Genomic DNA, 22,111 nt, shown 5'->3' with positions numbered 1-22,111 from the left:
AAAAGGGCGCTCAGCGCCCCTTTATTTTAGCAGTTTGCGAATCACAGAGCCGGGATGTCTCCCCGCTCCCACCCTGCGGTGGTTTCAGCGGCAAAATCGTTGAAGCGACCATCAGCAATCGCTGCGCGGATGCCCTTCATCAGATACTGGTAATAGGCCAGATTGTTCCAGGTCAGCAGCATTGCGCCCAGTGCCTCCCCGGATTTCACCAGATGATGCAGATAGGCGCGGCTGTAGTCGCGCGAAGCCGGGCAATCGGATTCCGGATCGAGCGGACGGTGATCGTCGGCATGGCGTGCATTGCGCAGATTGACCTTGCCAAAACGTGTGAAGGCCAGACCATGACGCCCTGCGCGGGTCGGCATTACGCAATCGAACATGTCGATGCCGCGCGCAACTGATTTCAGAATATCGTCTGGCGTGCCGACGCCCATCAGATAGCGCGGCTTTTCAGCTGGCAGGATCGGGCAAACCACTTGCAGCATATCCAGCATGACGTCCTGCGGTTCACCGACAGCAAGACCACCGACCGAATAGCCCTTGAGGTCCATGGCTTTCAGCGCTTCTGCGGAACGTTCGCGCAGGCGGGCATTATCGCCGCCCTGCACAATGCCGAACATGGCTTTGCCGGGCTGGTCGCCAAAGGCCACCTTGCAGCGTTCGGCCCAGCGGAGTGAAAGCTCCATTGCGCGTTCGGTGTTCTTTTCCGGCGAAGGCAGCGCTACGCATTCATCGAGCTGCATCTGGATATCGCTATCCAGCAAGCCCTGAATTTCGATGGAACGCTCCGGCGTCATCTCATAGGCTTTGCCGTCAATATGCGAGCGGAAGGTTACGCCCTTCTCGTCCAGCTTGCGCAGCTGCGCCAGAGACATGACCTGAAAGCCGCCGGAATCGGTCAGGATCGGGCCTTTCCAGCCGCCAAATTCGTGCAATCCGCCGAGGCGGGCAACGCGCTCCGCACCGGGGCGCAGCATGAGATGATAGGTATTGCCGAGGATGATATCCGCGCCGAGCTCCTTCACCTGATCCATATACATGGCTTTGACGGTTCCGGCTGTGCCGACAGGCATGAAGGCAGGCGTGCGCACCACGCCGCGCGGCATGGAAATTTCACCCTGACGGGCCGCGCCGTCGCGGGCGAGGACTTTGAATTCAAAATTTTCGCTGGTCATGGCCGTTGTCTAATATGTCAAGCGCGTTCAAGCAAGCTGCCGTCGCCATAGGAATAGAAGCGATAGCCGGTTTCAATGGCCCGTTCATAGGCGGCGCGCATCGTGTCTAGGCCACTGAACGCGGAAACCAACATGAACAGCGTCGAACGCGGCAGATGGAAATTGGTCATCAGCATGTCGACAGCGCGGAATTTATAGCCCGGCGTGATGAAAATGTCGGTCGGACCGGACCACGGACGGATGATGCCATCTTCACCGGCTGCACTTTCAATGAGCCGCAGCGACGTCGTGCCGACACAGACAACGCGGCCGCCGCGCGCATGCACCGCATTCAGCGCATCGGCGGTCTTTTGCGAAACATAACCGATCTCGGAATGCATCTTGTGATCGTTTGTGTCATCGGCCTTGACGGGCAGGAAAGTCCCCGCCCCGACATGCAATGTCACGAAATGCTCTTCAATACCCTTGGCCTTGATCTTTTCCAGAAGGTCGGGCGTGAAATGAAGCCCGGCGGTCGGAGCTGCGACAGCGCCTTCCTCACGGGCATAAACAGTTTGATAGTCGCTGCGGTCGCGGTCGTCTTCCGCGCGCTTCGAAGCGATATAGGGTGGAAGCGGAATATGTCCGACTGCGGCGATGGCCTCGTCGAGCATCGCGCTGGACAGGTCGAACACCAAAAGCGCCTCGCCTGCGTCGCCTTTCTCGGCAACGGTTGCGTCGAGTGTTCCGAGGAAGCAGCTTGAACCGGAATGGCCGAAGCGGATACGGTCGCCTTCCTTGACGCGCTTGGCCGGACGCAGAAACGCCGCCCAGCGATCAGGCCCCATACGCATATGCAAGGTTGCGCTGACTTGGCTGATATTGCCATCGCGCTCGCGCATACCTTCAAGTTGCGCCGGTATCACCTTGGTATCATTGAATACAAGCGCATCACCCGGCTGCAGAAGATCGGGCAGATCATAGACGTGGCGATCCTCGAAAGGCTGTCCCGGAACAACGCGCAAAAGCTTCGCATGGTCACGGGGCTCTGCTGGGCGCAAAGCGATACGCTCTTCCGGCAGATCGAAATCAAAAAGATCAACACGCATGATGGGCCTCGTACATAGCTGCGGCCCCGGCATGAACCGGAGCCGCAATTTTCATTGGAAATAATCGATCAGATGTCGGCTGCGATACGCGCAGTTACGATCTTGTCCGGATCGGTGACCGGCTCGCCGCGTTTGATCGTGTCGACATTGTCCATGCCTTCGATGACCTGACCCCAGACGGTGTACTGGCGGTCGAGCCAAGGAGCGTCGGTGAAGCAGATGAAGAACTGCGAGTTGGCCGAATTCGGGTTCTGGCTGCGTGCCATCGAAGCCGTGCCGCGCTTGTGCTGGGTGTTGGAGAACTCAGCCTTCAGGTCCGGCTTGTCGGAACCGCCCATGCCAGCGCGCGAGCCATTGAAATCTGCGCCGCCCGACTTGCCGAACTTCACGTCGCCGGTCTGCGCCATGAAGCCGTCGATCACGCGATGGAACACAACGCCGTCATAAGCGCCTTCGCGTGCCAGTTCCTTGATGCGCTCAACGTGGCTCGGTGCCAGGTCCGGATAGAGTTCGAGCACGACATTGCCCTTGGTGGTTTCGAGAACGAGCGTGTTTTCGGGGTCTTTGTAAGCCATTTGGCCTCTCCTGTTTCAATGCGTTCAATAAGACGCGTTGTATTGGATAGTTATTTCTGAATGGTCGCCTTGACGATCTTGTCCGGGTTTTCCACGGATCCGTTATCGGATTCGCTGCCCTTCTTTATCTTGTCCACGGCTTCCATGCCGCTGACAACCTTGCCGACCACAGTGTACTGGCCGTTCAGGAATGCGCCGTCATCGAACATGATGAAGAACTGCGAGTTAGCGGAATTCGGGCTCTGGCTGCGCGCCATACCAACCGTGCCGCGCACGAAAGGTTCCTTCGAGAACTCAGCCTTGATGTCCGGATATTTGGAGCCGCCGGTGCCAACGCTCTGAGCGTTGAAGCCCTTGTCCATATTGCCGTACTGGACATCGCCAGTCTGGGCCATGAATCCCGGAATGACGCGGTGGAAGGCAACGCCGTCATAGGCGCCGTCGCTGACCAGCTTTTCGATCTGGGCCACATGCTTCGGCGCGAGGTCGGGACGCAGCTGGATCGCGACATCGCCGTCCTTGAGCTGCAGAACGAGCGTGTCCGCCGCATTGGCGACGGAGGCCATCACGCCTTGAGACAGTGTCAGGATCGCGGCAGCGGCGAGCGCCGAACGAATAAATTTCATGATCGAAAAACTCCCAAACCTCAGGATTTGAATTTTGCTTCAAGGGCAGCGGCAACAACAGCCGGTACGAAAGGCTTGATATCGCCTCCCATCGACGCAATCTGGCGAACCAATGTGGCGGTAATCGTGCGCACGGCGGGATCGGCTGGCAGGAAAACGGTCTGCAATTCCGGCGCCATGGTGCCGTTCATCCCCGCCATCTGCATTTCATAATCAAGATCGGTGCCGTCGCGCAGGCCGCGCACCATCAGCTGCGCCTTATGCTTGCGCGCTGAGTCGATCACCAGTCCATCAAAGGAGATAACGGAAATGCGGGCCGCATCGCTGGCAAGAACAGCTTTCGCGCTCTGGCCGATCAGCTCTACGCGCTCGTCAAAACTGAACAGCGGTTTCTTGCCGGGATGCACGCCAATGGCGACAATAACCTCATCGGCAAGGCGCAGAGCGCCTTTCAGGACATCCATATGGCCGTTTGTCACCGGGTCGAAGGAGCCCGCATATATCGCGATTGTCATTTCTTCCAGCTAGCCTTTTCTGACAGGATTTTCAACAAGAACCACAGCGATAAGAAAATAGAAACCAAGAAACCAATTGAACGCGTTGTGAACGCGGTTTTCACAGCAAGTTCACAACCGATTTACCAGAATAGGCGCAAGTTTGGTGCAACCTTTTCGTTTCTGAAGCGTATGTATGCTGAAAGGATATGACGATGATGATCTTTCTTCTGGCATTATCCATGATGGTCGCAATGGCCGCATCGGCAATCATACTGCTCCTTGAGGAGAACGAAGCCAAACGCCAGCGCGTGCGTCAGGTGGCATTCGACCTCAACAGCATCCGGAATATGCGTTCGCGATAATCCGCATCTTTTTGGCCTGAAGTCTCGCCTTATCGGCTTGAGATAAAGCGCCAGAAGAACACATCGCCGTTACGCTAATCTTCTAAATATCTCGCACTGAATAACTTAAATATCAGCATCTTATCGCCGTCTCATAGACGTGATCTGGTTAGAAGATCGCCAATTCCTCCAGTCTTGGCATCTGAAAAAGGCCGATGGTAAAACCATCGGCCTTTTTCGTTGTGCTTGCCCTAGAGCGGTTTCGGTTAAAACGGAATCGTGGAACCGCTCTATCCATTCGTTTTTACGCATTATCCTGCGCAAAACCGCTACGCACTTTTGCTGGAAATGCTCTAACCGGACGAATGCGCCCGGCCAGTTCGCCTTATTCTTCGGTCGCCGTTGGGGCTTCGCCTTCGGGAGCGGATTCGCCACCCTCGACGTCACCATTGCTGCCTTCTTCGTCGCTTTCCGTTTCGGAAATGCGCTCGACGGAGACGACCTTTTCCCCGTCAGCCGTATTGAAGATCGTCACGCCCTTGGTCGAACGGCCTGCTAGACGAATACCGTCGACCGGCACACGAATAAGCTGTCCGCCATCGGAGACGAGCAGGATCTGGTCGCTCGCTTCGACCGGGAACAGCGAGACGAGCTTGCCGATTTCGTCGGTCTTCGACGTATCTGTTGCTCGGATACCCTTGCCGCCACGGCCCGAAACACGGAACTCGTAAGACGAGGAACGCTTGCCGTAGCCATATTCGCTAACCGTCAGCACGGTCTGTTCGCGAGCCTTCAGTTCCTGATACCGGTCTTCGGAAAGCTCGGCGTCCGTACCGACTTCTTCACCGACAACAACGATATCATCAGCGTCGTCTGCACCCTGCGCGCGACGTTCGGCAATCGAACGCTTGAGATAGGCAGAACGCTGCGAAGCATCAGCATCGACATGGTGGAGGATAGCCATGGAGATGACCTTGTCGCCATCCGCCAGATTGATGCCGCGCACGCCGATGGAATTGCGACCTGCGAAGACGCGCACATCGGTTACCGGGAAGCGGATACACTGGCCGCCAGCACAGGTCAGAAGCACGTCATCGAATTCCGTACAGGTATCGACGGAGAGGATTTCATCCCCCTCATCCTCGAGCTTCATGGCGATCTTGCCGTTGCGGTTGACCTGAACGAAGTCCGACAGCTTGTTACGGCGAACCGTACCGCGCGTCGTCGAGAACATGACGTCCAGATTTGCCCAGGAATCTTCATCCTCCGGCAACGGCATGATGGTCGTAATACGCTCACCCTGCTGCAATGGCAGCATGTTGATGAGCGCCTTGCCGCGTGATTGCGGATTGCCGACCGGCAGACGCCAGACCTTCTCCTTGTAGACAATGCCACGTGAAGAGAAGAACAGTACCGGCGTATGCGTATTGGCGACAAACAGGCGCGTGACGAAATCTTCGTCCTTCGTCGCCATGCCGGAACGGCCCTTGCCGCCGCGACGCTGTGCACGATAGGTCGCCAGTGGCACACGCTTGATATAACCAGCATGGCTGACGGTGACGACCATATCTTCGCGGGCAATGAGGTCTTCATCGTCCATTTCCGCGCCACCAAGACCGAATTCGGTGCGGCGCGGCGTGGCGAACTCGTCACGAACTGCGATCATTTCGTCTGTGACAATCGTCATCACGCGCAGGCGCGAGCTGAGAATGTCGAGATAATCGCGAATTTCCTCACCGATCTTGTTCAGTTCGTCGGCCACTTCATCGCGACCAAGCGCGGTTAGGCGCTGCAGACGCAGATCGAGAATGGCGCGAGCCTGTTCTTCGGAGAGGTTGTAGGTGTTGTCGTCATTGATGCGGTGACGCGGATCGTCGATCAGGCGGATCAACGGCGCAACGTCGACAGCAGGCCAGCGACGTTCCATCAACTGCTCACGCGCCGTTGTTGGATCGGGCGCGCGACGGATCAGTGCGATCACTTCATCGATATTGGCAACAGCAATCGCCAGACCAACCAACACATGCGCGCGGTCACGCGCCTTGTTGAGCAGGAACTTGGTGCGGCGCGTGACAACTTCCTCACGGAAGGCCACGAAGGCGCGCAGCATATCGAGCAGTGTCAGCTGTTCGGGCTTGCCACCGTTCAACGCAACCATGTTGCAACCGAAAGAGGTCTGCAACGGCGTATAACGATAGAGCTGGTTCAGCACGACGTCGGCTACGGCGTCACGCTTCAACTCGACCACAACGCGATAGCCTTCGCGATCAGATTCGTCGCGCAGATCGGAAATGCCTTCGATACGCTTGTCGCGCACCAGCTCGGCCATTTTCTCGATCATCGAAGCCTTATTCACCTGATACGGAATCTCGGTGATGATAATGGCTTCGCGGTCGCCGCGCATCGGTTCGATTGCAGCGCGTCCGCGCATGATCACTGAGCCGCGACCCGTCGTATAGGCCGAATTGATGCCAGCGCGTCCAAGAATAATACCACCCGTCGGAAAATCCGGACCGGGTATAATTTCCATGATCTCTTCCAGCTCGATAGCCGGATTGTTAATCAACGCGATGCAGCCATCGATGACTTCGCCAAGGTTGTGCGGCGGAATATTGGTCGCCATACCGACCGCGATACCACCAGACCCATTGACGAGCAGGTTCGGGAAACGCGCCGGCATAACCACCGGCTCACGTTCGCGACCGTCGTAATTGTCCTGAAAATTGACCGTATCCTTGTCGATGTCCGACAAGAGAGCTTCGGTGAGCTTTTCCAGACGGCACTCGGTATAACGCATCGCCGCCGGTGGATCGCCGTCGATGGAGCCGAAATTGCCCTGCCCGTCGACAAGCGGATCGCGCATGGAAAAGTCCTGCGCCATACGCACGAGGGCGTCGTAAATCGAAGAGTCGCCATGCGGGTGATACTTACCCATGACCTCACCGATCACACCTGCCGATTTACGGTAGGGGCGATTATAGGCGAGATTCATCTCGTTCATGGCATGAAGGATACGACGATGGACAGGCTTCAGGCCGTCGCGCACATCAGGCAGAGCGCGGCTCACGATAACGCTCATTGCGTAATCGAGATATGAGCGCTGCATTTCCTCAATAATGGAAATCGGCTCAATACCGCTCGGGCCGCCATTCATATCGTCGGAACCGGGTGGAGGGGTTTGATCTGACACTATTCAGATATCTTTCTCAACAGAATCGATAAAGTCTCTTTATAAAGGAAAGCAGCGCAAAACGCCAATTTCGAGACCGTTTCGGCGGGTTAAATCGCTGTTATAAATCAATGGCTTATAAGATATTCACATAAACATGGCGCAAGCTTGTTGCCCGATCCGGCGCTTTGCATCAACCAATGCGTCTCCATTGTCTGGGGCGGCTCCAGTTTTGACGGAATCGTCAAAACCGCTCTATCTATTTGTTTTCATGCATTTCCAATCGCGAAACAGCTTCACACTGTTGCTGGAAATGCTCTAGAGTTCGATCACGGCCGATCAAAAAGAGGGGCGCGAGCAGCATGGGTTTTTACGACACTGTTTTCAGCGCTTTCGTCACCCTTCTCGTCACAATAGACCCGCCCGGTCTGGCGCCGCTGTTTCTGGCGCTCACACCGGGTATGGATCGCAGTCATCGCGGTCAGGTCGCGCTGCGGGCTTCCATCATCGGCTTCATCGTCATGGCGCTGTTTGCCGTGGCGGGCGTGCAAATTCTTGGCATGTTCGGCATTTCCATCGGCGCATTCCGCGTTGCCGGTGGTTTGCTTCTGTTCTGGATCGCATTTGAAATGATCTTCGAAAAGCGGACGGAGCGTAAGGAAAAGAGCGCCGAAGTCGCCATCACCAAGGATCATATCCGCAACATTGCCGCCTTCCCGCTCGCAATTCCGCTTATTGCGGGCCCTGGCGCGATTTCGGCTATCGTGCTGACATCGAACTCCTTCCACGGCATCGGCCCGCGTGCGGCCCTCGTTGGCGTGATCTTCATCTGCCTGCTCATTACCTATGTCGTGCTTCTGCTCGCTGAACGCGTCGACCGGTTTCTTGGCGAAACCGGTCGATCCATTCTTACCCGCTTGCTGGGTGTCATTCTGGCAGCACTTGCCGTGCAGTTCGTCGCCGACGGCATCAAGACGCTTATCAGTGGTTAGGCCGATTTCTGCGCCTTCTTGCCGATCATGGCGTGGCGCAGCTTGGACGAGAACCAGTCGATAACCGCAACCGCAATCAGGATCATGATAATCAGGAACGAAACGTCCTGAAGGTTCAGAACCTTGATCTGTTCCGCCAGATGCGCGCCGATGCCGCCTGCCCCGACAATACCGATAATCGTTGCCGAGCGCGTGTTGGATTCGAAAAAATAGAGCACCTGACTGCCGATCAACGGCAGAACCTGCGGCAGCACGCCGAAACGATAGCCGTGCAGGCGGTTGCCGCCGGATGACAGCACGCCTTCGACCGGCTTCTTGTCCGCGCCTTCAATGGCTTCCGAGAAAAGCTTGCCGAAAGCGCCAAAATCGGAACAGGCAATAGCCAGAATACCGGCGAAGGGTCCAAGACCCACCACAGACACCCAGATCAAGGCCCAGATCAGCGTATCGACGCCACGGATGGTATCGAGAAAGCGGCGTATGCCGAAATGCAGGAACACATTCGGGATGATGTTCTTCGCCGCCAGAAAGCCGAACGGAAAGGCGAGAATTGCCGCCAACAATGTGCCCAGATAGGCAATCGCGAGCGTTTCCAGCATAGACCAGAGATAAAGACTGAAACGGCCATTGGATGCGGGAGGCAGCATCATGAGTGCGAAGTCGCCCAACCGCCCAAGCCCGTTCATGATCCTCAGAAACGAGAAATCGAGCCAGTAGAAGGCAAACCACAACGAAGCGACCAGCAGCAGGCTGATTATCGTCAAATTGCGCCAGACACGCCCGTTTCCAAAGAGCGAGGCATATTCCGCGCGCAATTCCTTTTCATGCGCATGGGCATCGCGGGAGAGGCTTTGTGCAATATCAGTCATGTTAAGCTCTCCTTCAACCTATACGACCCAGAAGAGCGTGACGAACACGCTGCGTGAAGAGATCGATGACAAAGATCGTCACGATGATCAGCAACAGGATGGCGCTGACATCGCTGTAGTAGAATTGCCGGATGGAAGTGAGCAGTTCCTGACCGATGCCGCCTGCCCCGACAAAGCCCATGACGGAAGCACCACGCACATTGATTTCAAAGCGCAGCAGCCCGTAAGAGGCGAAATTGGCGGCGACCTGAGGCAGCACGGCAAAACGGATGACCTGAAGGCCGGATCCGCCCGAAGCGCGAATGCCTTCCACCGGTCGCATATCGATGTTTTCGACCACTTCCGAGAAAAGTTTGCCAAGTGCGCCCGTGGTGTGAAGCATCAGAGCCAGCACACCGGCCATCGGTCCCAGACCGAAAGCAATGACGAACAGCAGGGCGAAGACGATTTCAGGAACGGTCCGCAGCAGTTCCAGTCCGCGGCGAACGATGAAGCGCACCGTCGAATTGGGCGCCATATTCGAAGAAGCTGCAAACGATGCGGCAAAAGCAATCGTCGCGCCGATCAGCGTCGCAAGATAGGCGATCAGCAGCGTCTCAAAGAGCATCTTGAGCCAACCGCCGATATTCCAGTACCACGCGGCGATATCGCCCCCGAAATTGGCAATGGTCAGGTCCGGGAGAATGCGGCCGAGATAACTTGTAAAACGATAGAGATTTTCAACCAGTGTGCCCAGCCGAACATCGGCAACAACAGAGGCAGCTATGGCGATAACGACCAGGATGAAGAGGAAACCGATACCGTAAAGGCGTCGTTTCCCGACTTCCCTGCGATACTCGGCGAGCAGGTCCTTGGAGCCGCTGCCGTCGAGAGAGGATATCGTCATGCGAGATTCCCTAACAAAAATGCCCGAAGCTTTTGCGGCTTCGGGCATTTCGATTGTTCTACGGATTAGGACTTGCGTGCCTTGTCGTTGAACTTCAGCATCTCGATGATCGGCTCATATTCCTTGGCTTCGGTTGCCACGAATTCCTGGTCCTTGCCGTCGGAAAGGGCGTCAAAGCCAGCCTTGTCCTTCTTTGGCATGTCGAGGAAAGCCTGCTTGATGTCAGCCTTGAGCTGGTCAGGCAGAGAGTTGAGCACAGAAAACGGGCCTTCCGGCAGGAAGTCCGACTTGAAGACGATACGGAAATCTTCCTTGGTCAGCGCCTTGCCGTCTGCATCCTTGAGAACGCCACGGCTGATCATGCGGGTCAGGTTGGAATCGTCTTCCGAGTTCCAGGAATTGGCGGCAGCGTCAGCGGTTCCCTGAGCAAGCGCCAGAACGGCATTTTCATGGCTGCCAGCAAAGAAGTTCTTACCGAAGAACGTATCAACGCTATAGCCATCGCGGTTCAGGAAGTAGCGTGGCGCATTGTTGCCCGAGGTGGAGTTCGGGTCGACGAGCGCGATGCTCTTGCCCTTCAGGTCTTCCATTTTCTGGTACGGGCTGTTGGAGCGCACATAAACGACCGAATAATAGCCGTTAACGCCGGTGTCGTGACGCTGATTGACGAGCGGTGTGGTTTCAACGCCGGTCATGACGGCGCGTGCATAGGAGGCCGGGCCGTAAAAAGCGATCTGGATATTGCCAGCGCGCTGGCCTTCGATAACGGCGGCGTAGTCGTTTGCAACGCGCAGCGTAACCTTGGTGCCGAGCTCCTTGCCGAGATAGGCGGTCAGGGCTGCATAGCGATCACTGGTGGTCGAAGCATTTTCAGACGGAATGACGCCCAGAACGAGTTCCGGATAATCTTTGCTCCAGTCAGCAGCCTGAGCATGGAAGGTCATCGTAGCGGTGAGCGCAACAGCCGCCAGAAAAGTTCTACGGTTAAGCATAAGTCTCTCCTGTTAATCCTGAGTTTGGAGCGAGTTTTTTTCCGGAGCGTTAGTTGCTCAGGCGGAAATCTGGCGCAGAGCGGCTTCAGCCGACTGCGGAACCGGTGCAGGCATCGCATCAACCGTGTCGTCACTATCGACAACGTCGGCGGCTTCCATGCCGTAAAGGTCGCGCGATGCCATATCGGTCAGCATCGATGGCGTGCCGCGGAACACAACCTTGCCAGCAGACATGCCGACCAGGCGGTCGCAGTAGCTGCGCGCGATATCGAGTGAATGCAGATTGCAGAGAACCGTAATGCCATATTCGCGGTTGATGCGGCGCAAGGCGTCCATGACGCTGCGGGTATTACGCGGATCGAGTGAGGCGATCGGTTCATCGGCGAGGATAATGCGTGGCTGCTGAACCAGTGCTCGGGCAATCGCCACGCGCTGCTGCTGGCCACCGGACAGCTCATCGGCGCGGTGAGCGGCCAGATGGGCGATATCGAACTGCTGCAAGGCGGACAGTGCGATCAGGCGTTCTTCATCGCTCCAGATACGCAAGAGCGACTTTGGGGTCGAAACGTAATTGAGACGCCCCATCAGCACATTGGTCAGAACATCGAGACGATCGACCAGATTGAAATGCTGAAAAATCATAGCGCATTGCGCGCGCCAATCGCGAAGTCCGGAGCCTTTCAGCCCGGTCACGTCGCGCCCGTCCCAATGAATGGTTCCTTCGGACGGTTCGACGAGGCGGTTGATCATACGCAGAAGCGTCGATTTACCCGCGCCCGAACGCCCGATAATTCCCACAAACGTGCCGGGTTCGATCTCGAGGTCAACCCCCGAAACCGCCACCTTGTCATTATAGCGGCGCGTTACGTTTTTCAGTTGAAGCATGAATTCATCTCCATTCATGCTCACTCTGAATTGCTTCCATGACACTGCAATGAAAGCATCGTGACGTTTGTGTAAATTTACACGTCACTCGAAGTCCATTATTTAAACTATTGTTTTTCCTTGAATTTCCATCAGGTGACGAATGAATGCATCAGTGGATTCAACGACATCGCCGGAATTGTCTATTATGACAACATCGCCAGCCCCGTTGTCGAAGCTTACTTCGCGCGAAAGGCGCAAGGCGATCTCTTCTCTGCTCTCTCGTCCGCGCGCTGCCAGCCGCTCAGCCAGAACCTCCGGACGGGCACTGATCACAACCACTGAACGCGATGGATAGAGCTTGCGCATGTCGTCCAGAACGCGGCGTGAGAGGTTGGCAATCACCACTGTTCCGCCATCAATGAGCGTATCGAGCGACTTTGGCAGACCATAATCGAGGCCATGAGCACGCCAATGCAGCGCAAAGGCACCCTCGCCTGCGGCTTTTGCAAAAGCTGCTTCATCCAGACTGTCGTGATCTTCAGTTCCCGGCATTTGCGGGCGCGTGACGGTGCGGCGCACAAAGTGAAATCGCGCATCGCCTGCAAGGGCAATGCGCGCGCCATCCATGATCGTATCCTTGCCGGCCCCGCTGGGGCCGACAACGGCAACGAAACAGCCTTTCGGCTGAATATTCTCCATACGCATCAGAGCACCCGCTCGCCTTCACGCCAGACAGTGCGTACCACCGGAATTGCACTTCTCGTGCGGGCTCGTACCAGATCGGCGCGCTTGCCGACAGCAATTTCGCCACGATCATCCATACGCATTGCATCGGCGGGGTTCTTGCTGACGAGGCGGATGGCTTCGGGAAGCCCAATCGGGCGCTCGCCGGAAGCAAGCCCGAAGGCCGACTGGATCAGGCTGAACGGGATATAATCCGACGACAGAATGTCCAGGCTGCCATTATCCACCAGATCACGGGCGGCAATATTGCCGGAATGCGAACCGCCGCGCACGATATTCGGCGCGCCCATCAGGATGGACAGGCCTGCGCCCTTCGAAGCCGAAGCCGCTTCCAGTGTGGTCGGAAACTCGGCAATCCGGACGCCGTGATCGAGCGATTCATCGACATGGGCGCTTGTGGCGTCATCATGGCTTGCCAGCACGATGCCACGCGCACCCGCCAGATCGGCAATCGCCCGGCGATGCTTGGCCGAATAGGCGTCCGAGTCCGCCATGCGCCTTTCGCAATGCAAACGAAACTCTTCGTCGTTGAGTTTCAGCTTGCGCATATAATAGGTGCGGTAGGTTTCGACCTCCGCAAACTGGCGCTGCCCCGGCGCATGATCCATCAGCGAAGCAAGCTTCACCCGATCGTCGTTTTCAAACAGCGCAAAGCCTTCAAGGCAGTCCGCTGCCGAAACTTCGCAACGCAGATGCAGGAAATGGTCGGCGCGCAGACGGTTTTCGCGCACACCGCTTTCAATCGCATCGGCCAGCAGACGCATATCTTTGCCGACGAAGTCGCGATCATAATCGGAACCGACCCGCATCGCATCGAAGACAGTGGTGATGCCCGATGCGGCAACCTGCGCGTCGTGGGCCTGAACGGCGGCATCCACGTTCCAGCGCACCTTGGGGCGCGGCGCATAATGCGATTCCAGCTGGTCGGTATGGAGTTCGATCAGGCCGGGAATGACATAATCGCCATCCATATCCTCGCCGCCATTCACGTTGCCCTGATCAATGGCGGCGATCTTGCCGTCGCGGATCAGGATGGAGCCGGAAACGACCTCGTCGGCAAGCACGATACGTGCATTTTTGAGAACGATTTCATTCGCCATGAGAAAGCTCTTTCATGACCGCCTCGGTATTGGCGGCAGTTTCATATTTCGAGAGAAAAGTTTCGATATCGAGCGCGCGGAAGTCATCGAGCGCGCCGCGCAGGCGTTCATGGCTCCAGTCCCACCAGGCCAGCCGGTCGAGACGATTGCCGGTCGCAGCGTCAAAGCGCTCACGGATAAGACGCGCCGGTACACCGCCGACAATCGTGTAAGGTGCAACATCCTTGCTGACGACTGCGCCAGCGCCGATCACCGCACCATTGCCCACGGTAACGCCCGGCAGAATGGTCGAGCCGTGACCGAGCCATGTGTCATGGCCGATCTTCACCGCATTGCCACGACGCCAATCGAAGAACTCGGTTTCATTCTCCGCATCCGGCCAGTAATCGCCTGCGCGATAGGTGAAATGATGCAGGGTCGGTCGCCATGTCGGATGATTGGTGGCGTTGATGCGCACATGACTGGCAATGTTGGAGAATTTGCCGATTTCCGCACACCAGATTTCGCAATCGATGCCGAGATAGGAATAGTCCTCCAGCACCGTTTCCGACAGGCGGCTGCGTGCGCCGACTTCCGTGTAGCGGCCAAGCCTGCTGCCGCTGACATCTGCCGTTTCATGAACCAGTGGTTCGACCGAGAGCTTCGTCATGCAACTGCCCTCGGAGAAAAGGCAGTCACGTCGATGATGCGGTCTGCCACTTCCTCACGCACATCTTCGTCGTGGAAAATGCCGAGCATGGCAACGCCTTCGGCCTTTTTGGTCTTGATCAGATCGACCACAACCGCACGGTTTTTCGCATCGAGCGAAGCCGTTGGTTCGTCCAGCAGCAACACCGGATGATCGGTGATGAAACCGCGAGCAATGTTGACGCGCTGCTGTTCACCGCCGGAAAAGGTTGCAGGCGGAAGCGCCCAGAGACGTTCCGGCAGGTTGAGCTTGGCTAACAATTCCCGGGCGCGGTCCAGCGCCATGTTGTGGTCGGCACCGCGAGCAATCAACGGCTCGGCGACGACATCAATCGCCGCTACACGCGGCAGTGTGCGCAGAAACTGGCTGACATAGCCAATGGTGTCACGACGAACGCCAAGCACTTCGCGGGGATCAGCCTTGGCCAGATCGACGGCGCGATCCGCATGACGGATCAGGATGGAGCCGCCATTCACCGCATAATTGCCGTAGACCATCTTCAGGATCGAGCTTTTGCCTGCACCTGATGGACCGCCCAGCACGGCACATTCACCGGCATTGAGTTCAAAATTCACGCCATGCACGACGGGCAGTTCAATGCCGCCCTGCAAATGCATGGTGAAGGTCTTGGTTACGCCGGATACGACCAGTGGTGGCATGGATTGCGAAGCGGATGTTTGCAACATAGACATTTTTCACCTCACGCATGAAGTTCCGCCAATTTGGCAAAACCATGCGATAAATATCTGTTTTAATTGATCTATACCTGCAAGATCGACGATACGAGCAACTGCGTATAAGGCGCTTGAGGGTCATCCAGCACGCGATCTGTCAGCCCTTGCTCGACAATATGACCGTCTTTCATGACCATGATGCGGTGCGACAGAAGCCGCGCTACGGCCAAATCATGCGTCACGATGATGACTGAAAGCCCCAGATCGTTGACCAGCCCGCGCAACAGGTCGAGCAGGCGCGCCTGCACCGAAACGTCGAGACCGCCGGTCGGCTCGTCCATGAATACCAGTCGCGGTGCGGTGACGAGATTGCGAGCGATCTGCAAACGCTGACGCATACCGCCGGAAAAGGCGCGCGGCTGGTCGTCGATACGGTCAGATGCGATTTCCACGCGGCCAAGCCACTCAGTCGCCGTGGAGCGGATGTTGCCATAGTGGCGTTCACCCACGGCCATGAGGCGCTCGCCGACATTGGCCCCAGCCGAAACCGTCATGCGCAATCCGTCAGCGGGGTTCTGGTGGACAAAACCCCAATCGGTGCGCATCAGGAAACGGCGCTCGGCCTCACCGATCTTGTACAGATCGCGGAATTCGCCATCGCGCATCCGGTATTCAACAGTTCCGGATGTCGGTTCTAGCCGGGTTGCAAGGCTGTTGAGCAGCGTCGTCTTGCCCGAGCCGGATTCACCAACGATTGCCAGAACTTCACCGGGCCAAAGATTGAAGGAGATATCCTCGCAGCCACGACGGCTGCCATAGAACTTCGAAAGGCTGTTCACTCTCAGCAGAGGTTCGTCACTCATCTTACCGTTTCCTTGGCTGCAGCCTCGTTATTGGCGGCCAGATGACCGAAATGGCCTTTTGCCTGACGGTCTTCGCAATAGTCGGTGTCCGAGCACACGAACATCGAGCCACCGCGATCATCCAGCACGACTTCGTCCAGATAAACGCCCCTTGCACCGCAGAGTGCACAAGGTTCCTTGAACTTCTGCACTTCGAACGGATGATCCTCGAAATCGAGGCTCACGACCTGCGTGTATGGCGGAACCGCATAGATGCGCTTTTCGCGACCCGCGCCGAACAGCTGCAAGGCAGGCGACATATGCATTTTCGGATTGTCGAATTTCGGCGTCGGAGATGGAGCCATCACGTAGCGTCCTTCGATCATCACCGGATAATCATAGGTTTTGGCGATCTGGCCGTGACGCGCAATATCCTCATAGAGCTTCACATGCATGAGACCATATTCGGCGAGCGCGTGCATCTTGCGCGTTTCCGTTTCGCGGGGTTCCAGAAAGCGCAGCGGTTCCGGGATCGGCACCTGATAGACAATCACCTGCCCTTCGGTCAGCGGATATTCCGGTATACGGTGGCGCGTCTGGATGATCGTCGCCTCGCCGGTGCTGGTCGTCACAGCCACATCGGCGGTCTTCTGGAAAAACGCCCGGATCGAAACAGCATTGGTGGTGTCGTCAGCACCCTGATCGATAACCTTCAGCACATCATCCGGCCCAAGAATAGAGGCCGTCACCTGCACGCCACCCGTGCCCCAGCCATAAGGCATCGGCATTTCGCGGCTGGCAAAAGGCACCTGATAACCGGGCACCGCAATGGCCTTCAGTATGGCGCGGCGGATCATTCGCTTGGTCTGTTCGTCCAGATAGGCGAAATTGTAATTGGCCAGATCGCTCATTCTGCGGCCTCCTTCGCTTGACCGTCCACTGTGCCTTCAGCCTCGCTCTGCGTTTTCTCATATTCTGCACGCATGCTGCGGATGAGTTCGAGTTCAGCCTGAAAATCGACGTAATGCGGCAGTTTCAGATGCTCAACGAAGCCAGTCGACTGCACATTGTCGGAGTGGGAAATGACAAATTCCTCGTCCTGTGCAGGCGCGGTCACATCAGTATCGAATTCGCGAACCCGCAAGGCGCGGTCGCAGAGCGACATGGACATGGCCTTGCGCTCACTCTGGCCGAACACCAGACCATAGCCGCGTGTGAATTGCGGCGGCTGCTTTGCCGAGCCCTTGAACTGGTTGATCATCTGGCATTCGGTCAATTGCACCCGGCCTAGCGAGACGGCAAAGCCCAGTTCCGGCACGTCGAATTCGACCTCCACTTCGCCAATGCGAATTTCTCCGACGAAGGGATGGGTGTTGCCATAGCCGCGCTGGGTGGAATAGCCGAGTGCGAGAAGGAAGCCTTCATCGCCCCGCGCCAGCGCCTGCAAGCGCAGATCGCGTTCCATCGGGAATGTCCACGGCTCGCGTGTCAGGTCGCCCGGCTCGTGGCCTTCCGGCAGAGAGCCATCGTCTTCGATCATGCCGTTCACACCGAGAATATCGGTGACGCGAGGCGTCTCTTCCTTCTCGGTTTCGCGCGCTTCAGGCTCCGGTACCGTAACATCTCCCGCCAGATCAGGATCGAGAAGACGGTGGGTGTAATCGAAGGTCGGACCAAGCAGCTGGCCGCCCGGAAGATCCTTATAGGTCGCGGAGATGCGTCGCTCGATCAGCATCTGCCCGGTTTCCATCGGGCGCGAATAGCCAAAACGCGGCAATGTAGTGCGATAAGCACGCACGAGGAATATTGCCTCGATCAGATCGCCTCGCGATTGGCGCACGGCAAGTGCGGCCAGCTCGCGATCATAGAGCGAACCTTCTGCCATTACGCGATCAACGGCCAGCGCAAGCTGTTCGACAATCTGATCCAGACGCAGTGCAGGCACCGCACGATCACCACGGCGGCGATCATCGAGAAGCCGGTGGGCGTTACGGATGGCTGTTTCGCCACCCTTTACGGCAACATACATGTTCAGCCCTCCAGTTTGGTTATGCGCGTGGTGCGCGGAAATGCGATGACAGCACCGTCGCTCACCAGAACCAGATCGACGCCAAGTGGAAATTGCGTACCGTTGTCACGCCATTGCGCAACGAAGTTCTGCGGAAGACCATCGATGTGAACTTCCCGCTCACCGTCGATGCCGGGGCCTTTCAGAACAAGGCCCTGCCCGCTTTCAAAGGACTTGACCGCCAGAACCACCGTCGTCGAGCGGTCTGGAAACTCAGGCAGCCCTTGCGAGAATTCTGCCAATGCTGGCAACAGCGAAGCATCGGTAACCAGTGCGAATTGCGCGGAAGCCGAGCCGTCCACCTGCGGCGCGCCGGTCTGAAAGGTTAGCCAGGCTGTGGCGTCTGCATTGGCTGCAATGGCGCGGTCGCACCAGACGGTGGCGTCATGGTCGAGCAAGGTGGCGGCAATGACGCCCAGTTCCGGCGTCAATGGTTGAGGCGGCGTGGCTGCACGCGCCAAAGCGTAAACGCGGCCCGGATTCGCCATCGCATGCATGACCGCATGAAAGGCCGATTGGGCGTCCGTGACCGGATTGGCGAGACCGCCTTCAAAGGCCGGAGAAGAATGGGGTGAAGAATGAAGCATCAATTGTCTCCCCGGACCATGGTGAAGAAATCAACTTTCGTGGCAGCGGCTTCGCTACGCTGCTTTGCATCGGCCTGCGCCAGCCGGTTGCGCAAGACGTCGAGGATCTGACGCTCCACCGCGTCGCGTCGCTCTTCGTCGATCCAGAGCGCATCGAACAGAGCGGCCAGCCGCGCCTTGTCCTGATCACGACCAAGCGCATAGGAATGCCCGACCGAACCATCGGCCAGACGCACCGTTGCGCGTGTCACCGTCGCCTCGCCGACATTGAACGGCGCACCGCCGCCGCCAATACGGCCGCGCAGCATCACCAGTCCGGTTTCCGGACCACGGAGAATTTCAAAATCGGGCTTGTCCGACCATTCCAGCCAGAAAGCTTTCAGCTCTTCGCCGCTCGCCTGCGCAAGTGTTGCCATGCTGGCCTGACGTGCAGCCTGCATCGCATCAAGCGCCGTGCCGTTTCCGGATCTGTCATTGCTGGCCGAGGCGTGGATCCCACCGGCGGCAGTGCCATTGCCTGCCTTGGGCTCTGTCGTTTGCATGAGCTTTTCCGCCCTGTTTCAATCCTGTTGACTTGCTTCGCATATTTGTCTATTTATCTAGACAACCATACAATAACAGAATTAATACTCCCTGCCAATGACAGGACGATGACAGTTGATGACAAAGACCAAACGAATTGAACGAAACAGCGGTGTGGCCATCTGGCGGCAGATTGCCGATGAGATACGCGGCGACATCATGGCCGGAAAACTTCAGTCCGGTGCACGCATGCCTGCCGAGATGGAACTGGCAGATCGCTTCGGTGTCAACCGGCATACGGTACGAAGCGCCATCGCCGCATTGACACAGGAAGGCGTTCTCCGCGCTGAACAGGGCCGCGGCACATTCGTTGCCAATGCCAAGCGTCTGACCTATCAGATCGGGCAACGCACCCGTATTTCTCAATCGCTGGGTACGCAGGCAAGCGAAGTCAAAGGCATATTGCTCAGCAGTGATACCGAAGCGGCAACTGCTGACATAGCGGACGCCTTGGGCATTGCTGTCGGCAGCGAAGTCACGAAACTTGAAACGGCACACAGTGCAGATGGACGTCCGGTATCGCGCGCGACGCATTGGGTGAATGCCGCGCGTTTTCCCGATTTTGCCGCCGACTATGCTGAAAACGGGTCCATCACCTGGGCGCTCCGGAAAGCCGGGATTGAGGATTATTTCCGCAAGTCGACAACCATTTCGGCCCAACATGCCGATTCAGATGATCTGAAACATCTGAAACTCTCGCCCGGAGCCATTGTGCTAATGGCACGTGCGATCAATGTCGATACAGATGGTCACCCGATCCAGTATTCGCTGACGCGCTTTTCCGCAGACCGCATGGAGTTTTCAATCGAGACATATCCCAAAGACATTGGGTAAAATACCTGCCAGGGAATATTGTTTTGATACAATTCATAGCACGTCCGATTCATAGATCGCTGCCACACGCAAAACCAGCGACCTATCAAAATCAAACACTGTATAACTCACCGAAAGCTAGTAATAATCTGGAATAATGACGATTGGTATGGATGATGAATTCGACGTCTATGGTCTCCTTCATCATACGATATGACGCCTGACGAGTATACGTTAATAGTACCATTTACTTTTAAGCAAATATTACTATTTTCTGTATACGTCCGCTGTGTTTTTTCCGTTCCATACTTGCATTGTGCCATATGAACACCATGACCAATACCTGAAATCCCAATTCTCCCAGCATAATCTCTGTATTCTACCCTGCATATAGTTTTTAACCCACGCTTGCAGTATCTCCCATTCAGATCATGAAAGAATACGTAATGATCTCCCCCATCTTCTACATGCAGAGCGCATCCATTCATGCCACCAGTTAAAATCAATGTCCCATCAGGAATATTCTTGGGAACAGAAATAGAACCAGCCGCACCGTGTACGTAAGGATACCAATAGTTCGAAATTACTCTATGATCATTACATTTGGTAATATGGATCTTTTTTACATTATTTCCTAGATTCTCGGTGTTTCTTAATGAAAAAATCCCGCCATCTGAAGCAATTGTGTTATCCGGCTGGAAAAGAAAACCATATTCATTCAAACGTTGAGCCAGCAATATATTTCTTAGAAAGACAAGTTCCGGATGCATATCTAACATGGACAATTTACACCTTAATACTTCTATTATAAATTCTATAAAATTAGCTTACAATACTTTATTAGTAAACTTAAATTCTTATTAATGTAATATTATATTTTTTTGCAATCAATCCAAAATTAGAGGTCGCTTTTTGTTGCCCTCTTAGTTTTGGGGTAATTAAAGGCCAGCGAATCCTAGGTGCACGCACGAAAACAGTCGAAAAATACCCATGTCATTATATTCTGTAGATGGTGACTGAGTACGGCAACGCTATTTTACACACCCAAACTTACTATATATTTCGGCCTCCAGTTCACATGTGTGATCTGGAGGCCGAAACCAATTGCATCAGCTATTCAATCTCAATGAAAATGCCGCACTAATATATTTCTCACGGGCAAGCCAACGGATCATCAGAACGGAATTTCGTCGTCGAGATCGCGGGAAAAACCGCCGCCACCGCCGCCGCCCGAAGAAGACGGGCCGGACGAACCGAAATCACCGCCGCCACCGGAATAATCCGACATCTGGTTGCGTCCGCCGCCGCTGCCACGGTCAAACGAACGGCCCTGATCGCCGCCCTCGCCACGGCTGTCGAGCATCTGAAGCTCACCGCGGAACTTCTGCAGCACAACTTCCGTCGAATAACGGTCGTTGCCGTTCTGATCCTGCCACTTACGGGTCTGGAGCGCACCTTCGATATAAACCTTGGCGCCCTTCTTCAGATATTGTTCTGCGACCTTGGCAAGGTTCTCGTTGAAAATGACAACGCTGTGCCATTCGGTGCGGTCCTTGCGCTCGCCGGACTGACGATCACGCCAGCTTTCCGATGTCGCAATACGCAGATTGGCAACCACATCGCCTGAGTTCAGACGACGAATTTCCGGATCGGCACCGAGATTGCCGACCAGAATGACCTTATTGACGCTACCAGCCATCGAAAATCCACTCCGGGTCTCATTCGCGTCTCTTCGGATATTCTTAACCCCGACAAGAGCGCTTACCAAAAGAAGGATCAGGCGCATGAATTGCGCCATCACCTGAAACTCATTCATTTACCTTACAGGACTGACGCGTGGAGCGCTCAATTCCAGTACAGCGAAATGCCAATGTCCACAGAGTTTATGTTCTTGTTTTGTTCAAAATGCAAGCTTTTGCATCATCAAAAACTGCGC

Annotated in this window: 24 protein-coding genes; 3 read left to right on the top strand and 21 right to left on the bottom strand. The window is 56.0% G+C overall.

What is annotated here, in order from left to right:
• Positions 1–41 precede the first annotated feature (41 nt).
• The 5 genes from tgt to coaD form a co-directional block, all read right to left on the bottom strand.
• Positions 42–1,175, bottom strand: a complete 1,134-nt coding sequence (gene tgt / locus FHW03_RS09850; protein ID WP_182520440.1) for a tRNA guanosine(34) transglycosylase Tgt — start codon at positions 1,173–1,175, stop codon at positions 42–44.
• 17 nt (positions 1,176–1,192) lie between these two features.
• Entirely contained in the window at positions 1,193–2,263 is a 1,071-nt protein-coding gene (queA, locus tag FHW03_RS09845) for a tRNA preQ1(34) S-adenosylmethionine ribosyltransferase-isomerase QueA (protein ID WP_182520439.1), read from the bottom strand.
• Positions 2,264–2,331: 68 nt separating this feature from the next.
• On the bottom strand, positions 2,332–2,838 hold the full coding sequence (locus tag FHW03_RS09840; RefSeq protein ID WP_182520438.1) for a peptidylprolyl isomerase: 507 nt from the start codon (positions 2,836–2,838) through the stop codon (positions 2,332–2,334).
• Positions 2,839–2,888: 50 nt separating this feature from the next.
• Entirely contained in the window at positions 2,889–3,464 is a 576-nt protein-coding gene (locus FHW03_RS09835) for a peptidylprolyl isomerase (protein WP_182520437.1), read from the bottom strand.
• A gap of 20 nt (positions 3,465–3,484) precedes the next feature.
• On the bottom strand, positions 3,485–3,979 hold the full coding sequence (coaD, locus tag FHW03_RS09830) for a pantetheine-phosphate adenylyltransferase (protein WP_182520436.1): 495 nt from the start codon (positions 3,977–3,979) through the stop codon (positions 3,485–3,487).
• Positions 3,980–4,173: 194 nt separating this feature from the next.
• Between coaD and FHW03_RS09825 the strand changes: the two genes are divergently transcribed.
• On the top strand, positions 4,174–4,323 hold the full coding sequence (locus FHW03_RS09825; protein ID WP_171058747.1) for a hypothetical protein: 150 nt from the start codon (positions 4,174–4,176) through the stop codon (positions 4,321–4,323).
• A gap of 364 nt (positions 4,324–4,687) precedes the next feature.
• Here FHW03_RS09825 and gyrA read toward each other — a convergent pair whose 3' ends face one another.
• The gene (gene gyrA / locus FHW03_RS09820) at positions 4,688–7,456 is read right to left on the bottom strand and encodes a DNA gyrase subunit A (protein WP_182520492.1); all 2,769 of its coding nucleotides are present in this window, start codon (positions 7,454–7,456) and stop codon (positions 4,688–4,690) included.
• Positions 7,457–7,833: 377 nt separating this feature from the next.
• On the opposite strand from gyrA, the gene FHW03_RS09815 reads away from it, so the two are divergent.
• Positions 7,834–8,463, top strand: coding sequence for a MarC family protein (locus FHW03_RS09815; RefSeq protein WP_078338612.1), 630 nt, complete (start codon positions 7,834–7,836; stop codon positions 8,461–8,463).
• Here FHW03_RS09815 and phnE (FHW03_RS09810) read toward each other — a convergent pair.
• From phnE (FHW03_RS09810) to phnG, 13 genes are all read right to left on the bottom strand, one after another.
• Complete coding sequence (phnE, locus tag FHW03_RS09810) at positions 8,460–9,332, bottom strand: phosphonate ABC transporter, permease protein PhnE (RefSeq protein WP_182520435.1); 873 nt, start codon at positions 9,330–9,332, stop codon at positions 8,460–8,462. The two genes, FHW03_RS09815 and phnE (FHW03_RS09810), sit on opposite strands and share 4 nt — an antisense overlap.
• A gap of 13 nt (positions 9,333–9,345) precedes the next feature.
• The gene (phnE, locus tag FHW03_RS09805; protein WP_182520434.1) at positions 9,346–10,218 is read right to left on the bottom strand and encodes a phosphonate ABC transporter, permease protein PhnE; all 873 of its coding nucleotides are present in this window, start codon (positions 10,216–10,218) and stop codon (positions 9,346–9,348) included.
• 65 nt (positions 10,219–10,283) lie between these two features.
• Positions 10,284–11,210, bottom strand: coding sequence for a phosphonate ABC transporter substrate-binding protein (gene phnD / locus FHW03_RS09800; protein ID WP_182520433.1), 927 nt, complete (start codon positions 11,208–11,210; stop codon positions 10,284–10,286).
• A 57-nt stretch (positions 11,211–11,267) separates the two neighbouring features.
• Positions 11,268–12,095, bottom strand: a complete 828-nt coding sequence (gene phnC / locus FHW03_RS09795; protein ID WP_182520432.1) for a phosphonate ABC transporter ATP-binding protein — start codon at positions 12,093–12,095, stop codon at positions 11,268–11,270.
• A gap of 102 nt (positions 12,096–12,197) precedes the next feature.
• Complete coding sequence (gene phnN, locus FHW03_RS09790; protein ID WP_182520491.1) at positions 12,198–12,776, bottom strand: phosphonate metabolism protein/1,5-bisphosphokinase (PRPP-forming) PhnN; 579 nt, start codon at positions 12,774–12,776, stop codon at positions 12,198–12,200.
• A gap of 5 nt (positions 12,777–12,781) precedes the next feature.
• Positions 12,782–13,921, bottom strand: coding sequence for an alpha-D-ribose 1-methylphosphonate 5-triphosphate diphosphatase (locus FHW03_RS09785; protein WP_182520431.1), 1,140 nt, complete (start codon positions 13,919–13,921; stop codon positions 12,782–12,784).
• Complete coding sequence (locus FHW03_RS09780; RefSeq protein ID WP_182520430.1) at positions 13,911–14,570, bottom strand: DapH/DapD/GlmU-related protein; 660 nt, start codon at positions 14,568–14,570, stop codon at positions 13,911–13,913. The genes FHW03_RS09785 and FHW03_RS09780 overlap by 11 nt, the downstream gene beginning before the upstream one ends.
• On the bottom strand, positions 14,567–15,268 hold the full coding sequence (gene phnL / locus FHW03_RS09775; protein ID WP_182520490.1) for a phosphonate C-P lyase system protein PhnL: 702 nt from the start codon (positions 15,266–15,268) through the stop codon (positions 14,567–14,569). Before phnL ends, FHW03_RS09780 begins: the two co-directional genes overlap by 4 nt.
• Positions 15,269–15,369: 101 nt before the next feature.
• On the bottom strand, positions 15,370–16,146 hold the full coding sequence (gene phnK, locus FHW03_RS09770; RefSeq protein WP_113533564.1) for a phosphonate C-P lyase system protein PhnK: 777 nt from the start codon (positions 16,144–16,146) through the stop codon (positions 15,370–15,372).
• Positions 16,143–17,036, bottom strand: a complete 894-nt coding sequence (locus FHW03_RS09765; protein WP_078338606.1) for an alpha-D-ribose 1-methylphosphonate 5-phosphate C-P-lyase PhnJ — start codon at positions 17,034–17,036, stop codon at positions 16,143–16,145. The genes phnK and FHW03_RS09765 overlap by 4 nt, the downstream gene beginning before the upstream one ends.
• Positions 17,033–18,154: a carbon-phosphorus lyase complex subunit PhnI gene (locus FHW03_RS09760; RefSeq protein ID WP_182520429.1), complete on the bottom strand. Its 1,122-nt coding sequence runs from the start codon at positions 18,152–18,154 to the stop codon at positions 17,033–17,035. Before FHW03_RS09760 ends, FHW03_RS09765 begins: the two co-directional genes overlap by 4 nt.
• Positions 18,155–18,156: 2 nt before the next feature.
• A complete protein-coding gene (gene phnH, locus FHW03_RS09755; RefSeq protein ID WP_182520428.1) occupies positions 18,157–18,780 on the bottom strand; it encodes a phosphonate C-P lyase system protein PhnH in 624 nt (207 codons plus the stop codon).
• Positions 18,780–19,220 (bottom strand): phosphonate C-P lyase system protein PhnG, encoded by a 441-nt coding sequence (phnG, locus tag FHW03_RS09750; RefSeq protein ID WP_182520489.1) that lies wholly within the window; start codon positions 19,218–19,220, stop codon positions 18,780–18,782. The genes phnH and phnG overlap by 1 nt, the downstream gene beginning before the upstream one ends.
• A 217-nt stretch (positions 19,221–19,437) precedes the next feature.
• Between phnG and phnF the strand changes: the two genes are divergently transcribed.
• The gene (phnF, locus tag FHW03_RS09745; RefSeq protein ID WP_182520427.1) at positions 19,438–20,196 is read left to right on the top strand and encodes a phosphonate metabolism transcriptional regulator PhnF; all 759 of its coding nucleotides are present in this window, start codon (positions 19,438–19,440) and stop codon (positions 20,194–20,196) included.
• A gap of 107 nt (positions 20,197–20,303) precedes the next feature.
• On the opposite strand, the gene FHW03_RS09740 is transcribed toward phnF, so the two are convergent.
• A complete protein-coding gene (locus FHW03_RS09740) occupies positions 20,304–20,954 on the bottom strand; it encodes a hypothetical protein (protein WP_182520426.1) in 651 nt (216 codons plus the stop codon).
• Positions 20,955–21,349: 395 nt separating this feature from the next.
• A complete protein-coding gene (ssb, locus tag FHW03_RS09735) occupies positions 21,350–21,874 on the bottom strand; it encodes a single-stranded DNA-binding protein (RefSeq protein WP_109368961.1) in 525 nt (174 codons plus the stop codon).
• Positions 21,875–22,111 lie beyond the last annotated feature (237 nt).

This window comes from Ochrobactrum sp. RH2CCR150 (genome assembly GCA_014138095.1).
GTDB lineage: Bacteria > Pseudomonadota > Alphaproteobacteria > Rhizobiales > Rhizobiaceae > Brucella > Brucella gambitense.
This window is presented reverse-complemented; position numbering and strand designations above follow the sequence as displayed.

Coding starts and splice junctions, on each gene's coding strand:
- tgt (WP_182520440.1), bottom strand. CDS start 1,175: ATGACCAGCGAAAATTTTGAATTCAAAGTCCTCGCCCGCGACGGCGCG.
- queA (WP_182520439.1), bottom strand. CDS start 2,263: ATGCGTGTTGATCTTTTTGATTTCGATCTGCCGGAAGAGCGTATCGCT.
- FHW03_RS09840 (WP_182520438.1), bottom strand. CDS start 2,838: ATGGCTTACAAAGACCCCGAAAACACGCTCGTTCTCGAAACCACCAAG.
- FHW03_RS09835 (WP_182520437.1), bottom strand. CDS start 3,464: ATGAAATTTATTCGTTCGGCGCTCGCCGCTGCCGCGATCCTGACACTG.
- coaD (WP_182520436.1), bottom strand. CDS start 3,979: ATGACAATCGCGATATATGCGGGCTCCTTCGACCCGGTGACAAACGGC.
- FHW03_RS09825 (WP_171058747.1), top strand. CDS start 4,174: ATGATGATCTTTCTTCTGGCATTATCCATGATGGTCGCAATGGCCGCA.
- gyrA (WP_182520492.1), bottom strand. CDS start 7,456: ATGAATGGCGGCCCGAGCGGTATTGAGCCGATTTCCATTATTGAGGAA.
- FHW03_RS09815 (WP_078338612.1), top strand. CDS start 7,834: ATGGGTTTTTACGACACTGTTTTCAGCGCTTTCGTCACCCTTCTCGTC.
- phnE (WP_182520435.1), bottom strand. CDS start 9,332: ATGACTGATATTGCACAAAGCCTCTCCCGCGATGCCCATGCGCATGAA.
- phnE (WP_182520434.1), bottom strand. CDS start 10,218: ATGACGATATCCTCTCTCGACGGCAGCGGCTCCAAGGACCTGCTCGCC.
- phnD (WP_182520433.1), bottom strand. CDS start 11,210: ATGCTTAACCGTAGAACTTTTCTGGCGGCTGTTGCGCTCACCGCTACG.
- phnC (WP_182520432.1), bottom strand. CDS start 12,095: ATGCTTCAACTGAAAAACGTAACGCGCCGCTATAATGACAAGGTGGCG.
- phnN (WP_182520491.1), bottom strand. CDS start 12,776: ATGGAGAATATTCAGCCGAAAGGCTGTTTCGTTGCCGTTGTCGGCCCC.
- FHW03_RS09785 (WP_182520431.1), bottom strand. CDS start 13,921: ATGGCGAATGAAATCGTTCTCAAAAATGCACGTATCGTGCTTGCCGAC.
- FHW03_RS09780 (WP_182520430.1), bottom strand. CDS start 14,570: ATGACGAAGCTCTCGGTCGAACCACTGGTTCATGAAACGGCAGATGTC.
- phnL (WP_182520490.1), bottom strand. CDS start 15,268: ATGCCACCACTGGTCGTATCCGGCGTAACCAAGACCTTCACCATGCAT.
- phnK (WP_113533564.1), bottom strand. CDS start 16,146: ATGAGTGACGAACCTCTGCTGAGAGTGAACAGCCTTTCGAAGTTCTAT.
- FHW03_RS09765 (WP_078338606.1), bottom strand. CDS start 17,036: ATGAGCGATCTGGCCAATTACAATTTCGCCTATCTGGACGAACAGACC.
- FHW03_RS09760 (WP_182520429.1), bottom strand. CDS start 18,154: ATGTATGTTGCCGTAAAGGGTGGCGAAACAGCCATCCGTAACGCCCAC.
- phnH (WP_182520428.1), bottom strand. CDS start 18,780: ATGCTTCATTCTTCACCCCATTCTTCTCCGGCCTTTGAAGGCGGTCTC.
- phnG (WP_182520489.1), bottom strand. CDS start 19,220: ATGCAGGCTGCACGTCAGGCCAGCATGGCAACACTTGCGCAGGCGAGC.
- FHW03_RS09740 (WP_182520426.1), bottom strand. CDS start 20,954: ATGTTAGATATGCATCCGGAACTTGTCTTTCTAAGAAATATATTGCTG.
- ssb (WP_109368961.1), bottom strand. CDS start 21,874: ATGGCTGGTAGCGTCAATAAGGTCATTCTGGTCGGCAATCTCGGTGCC.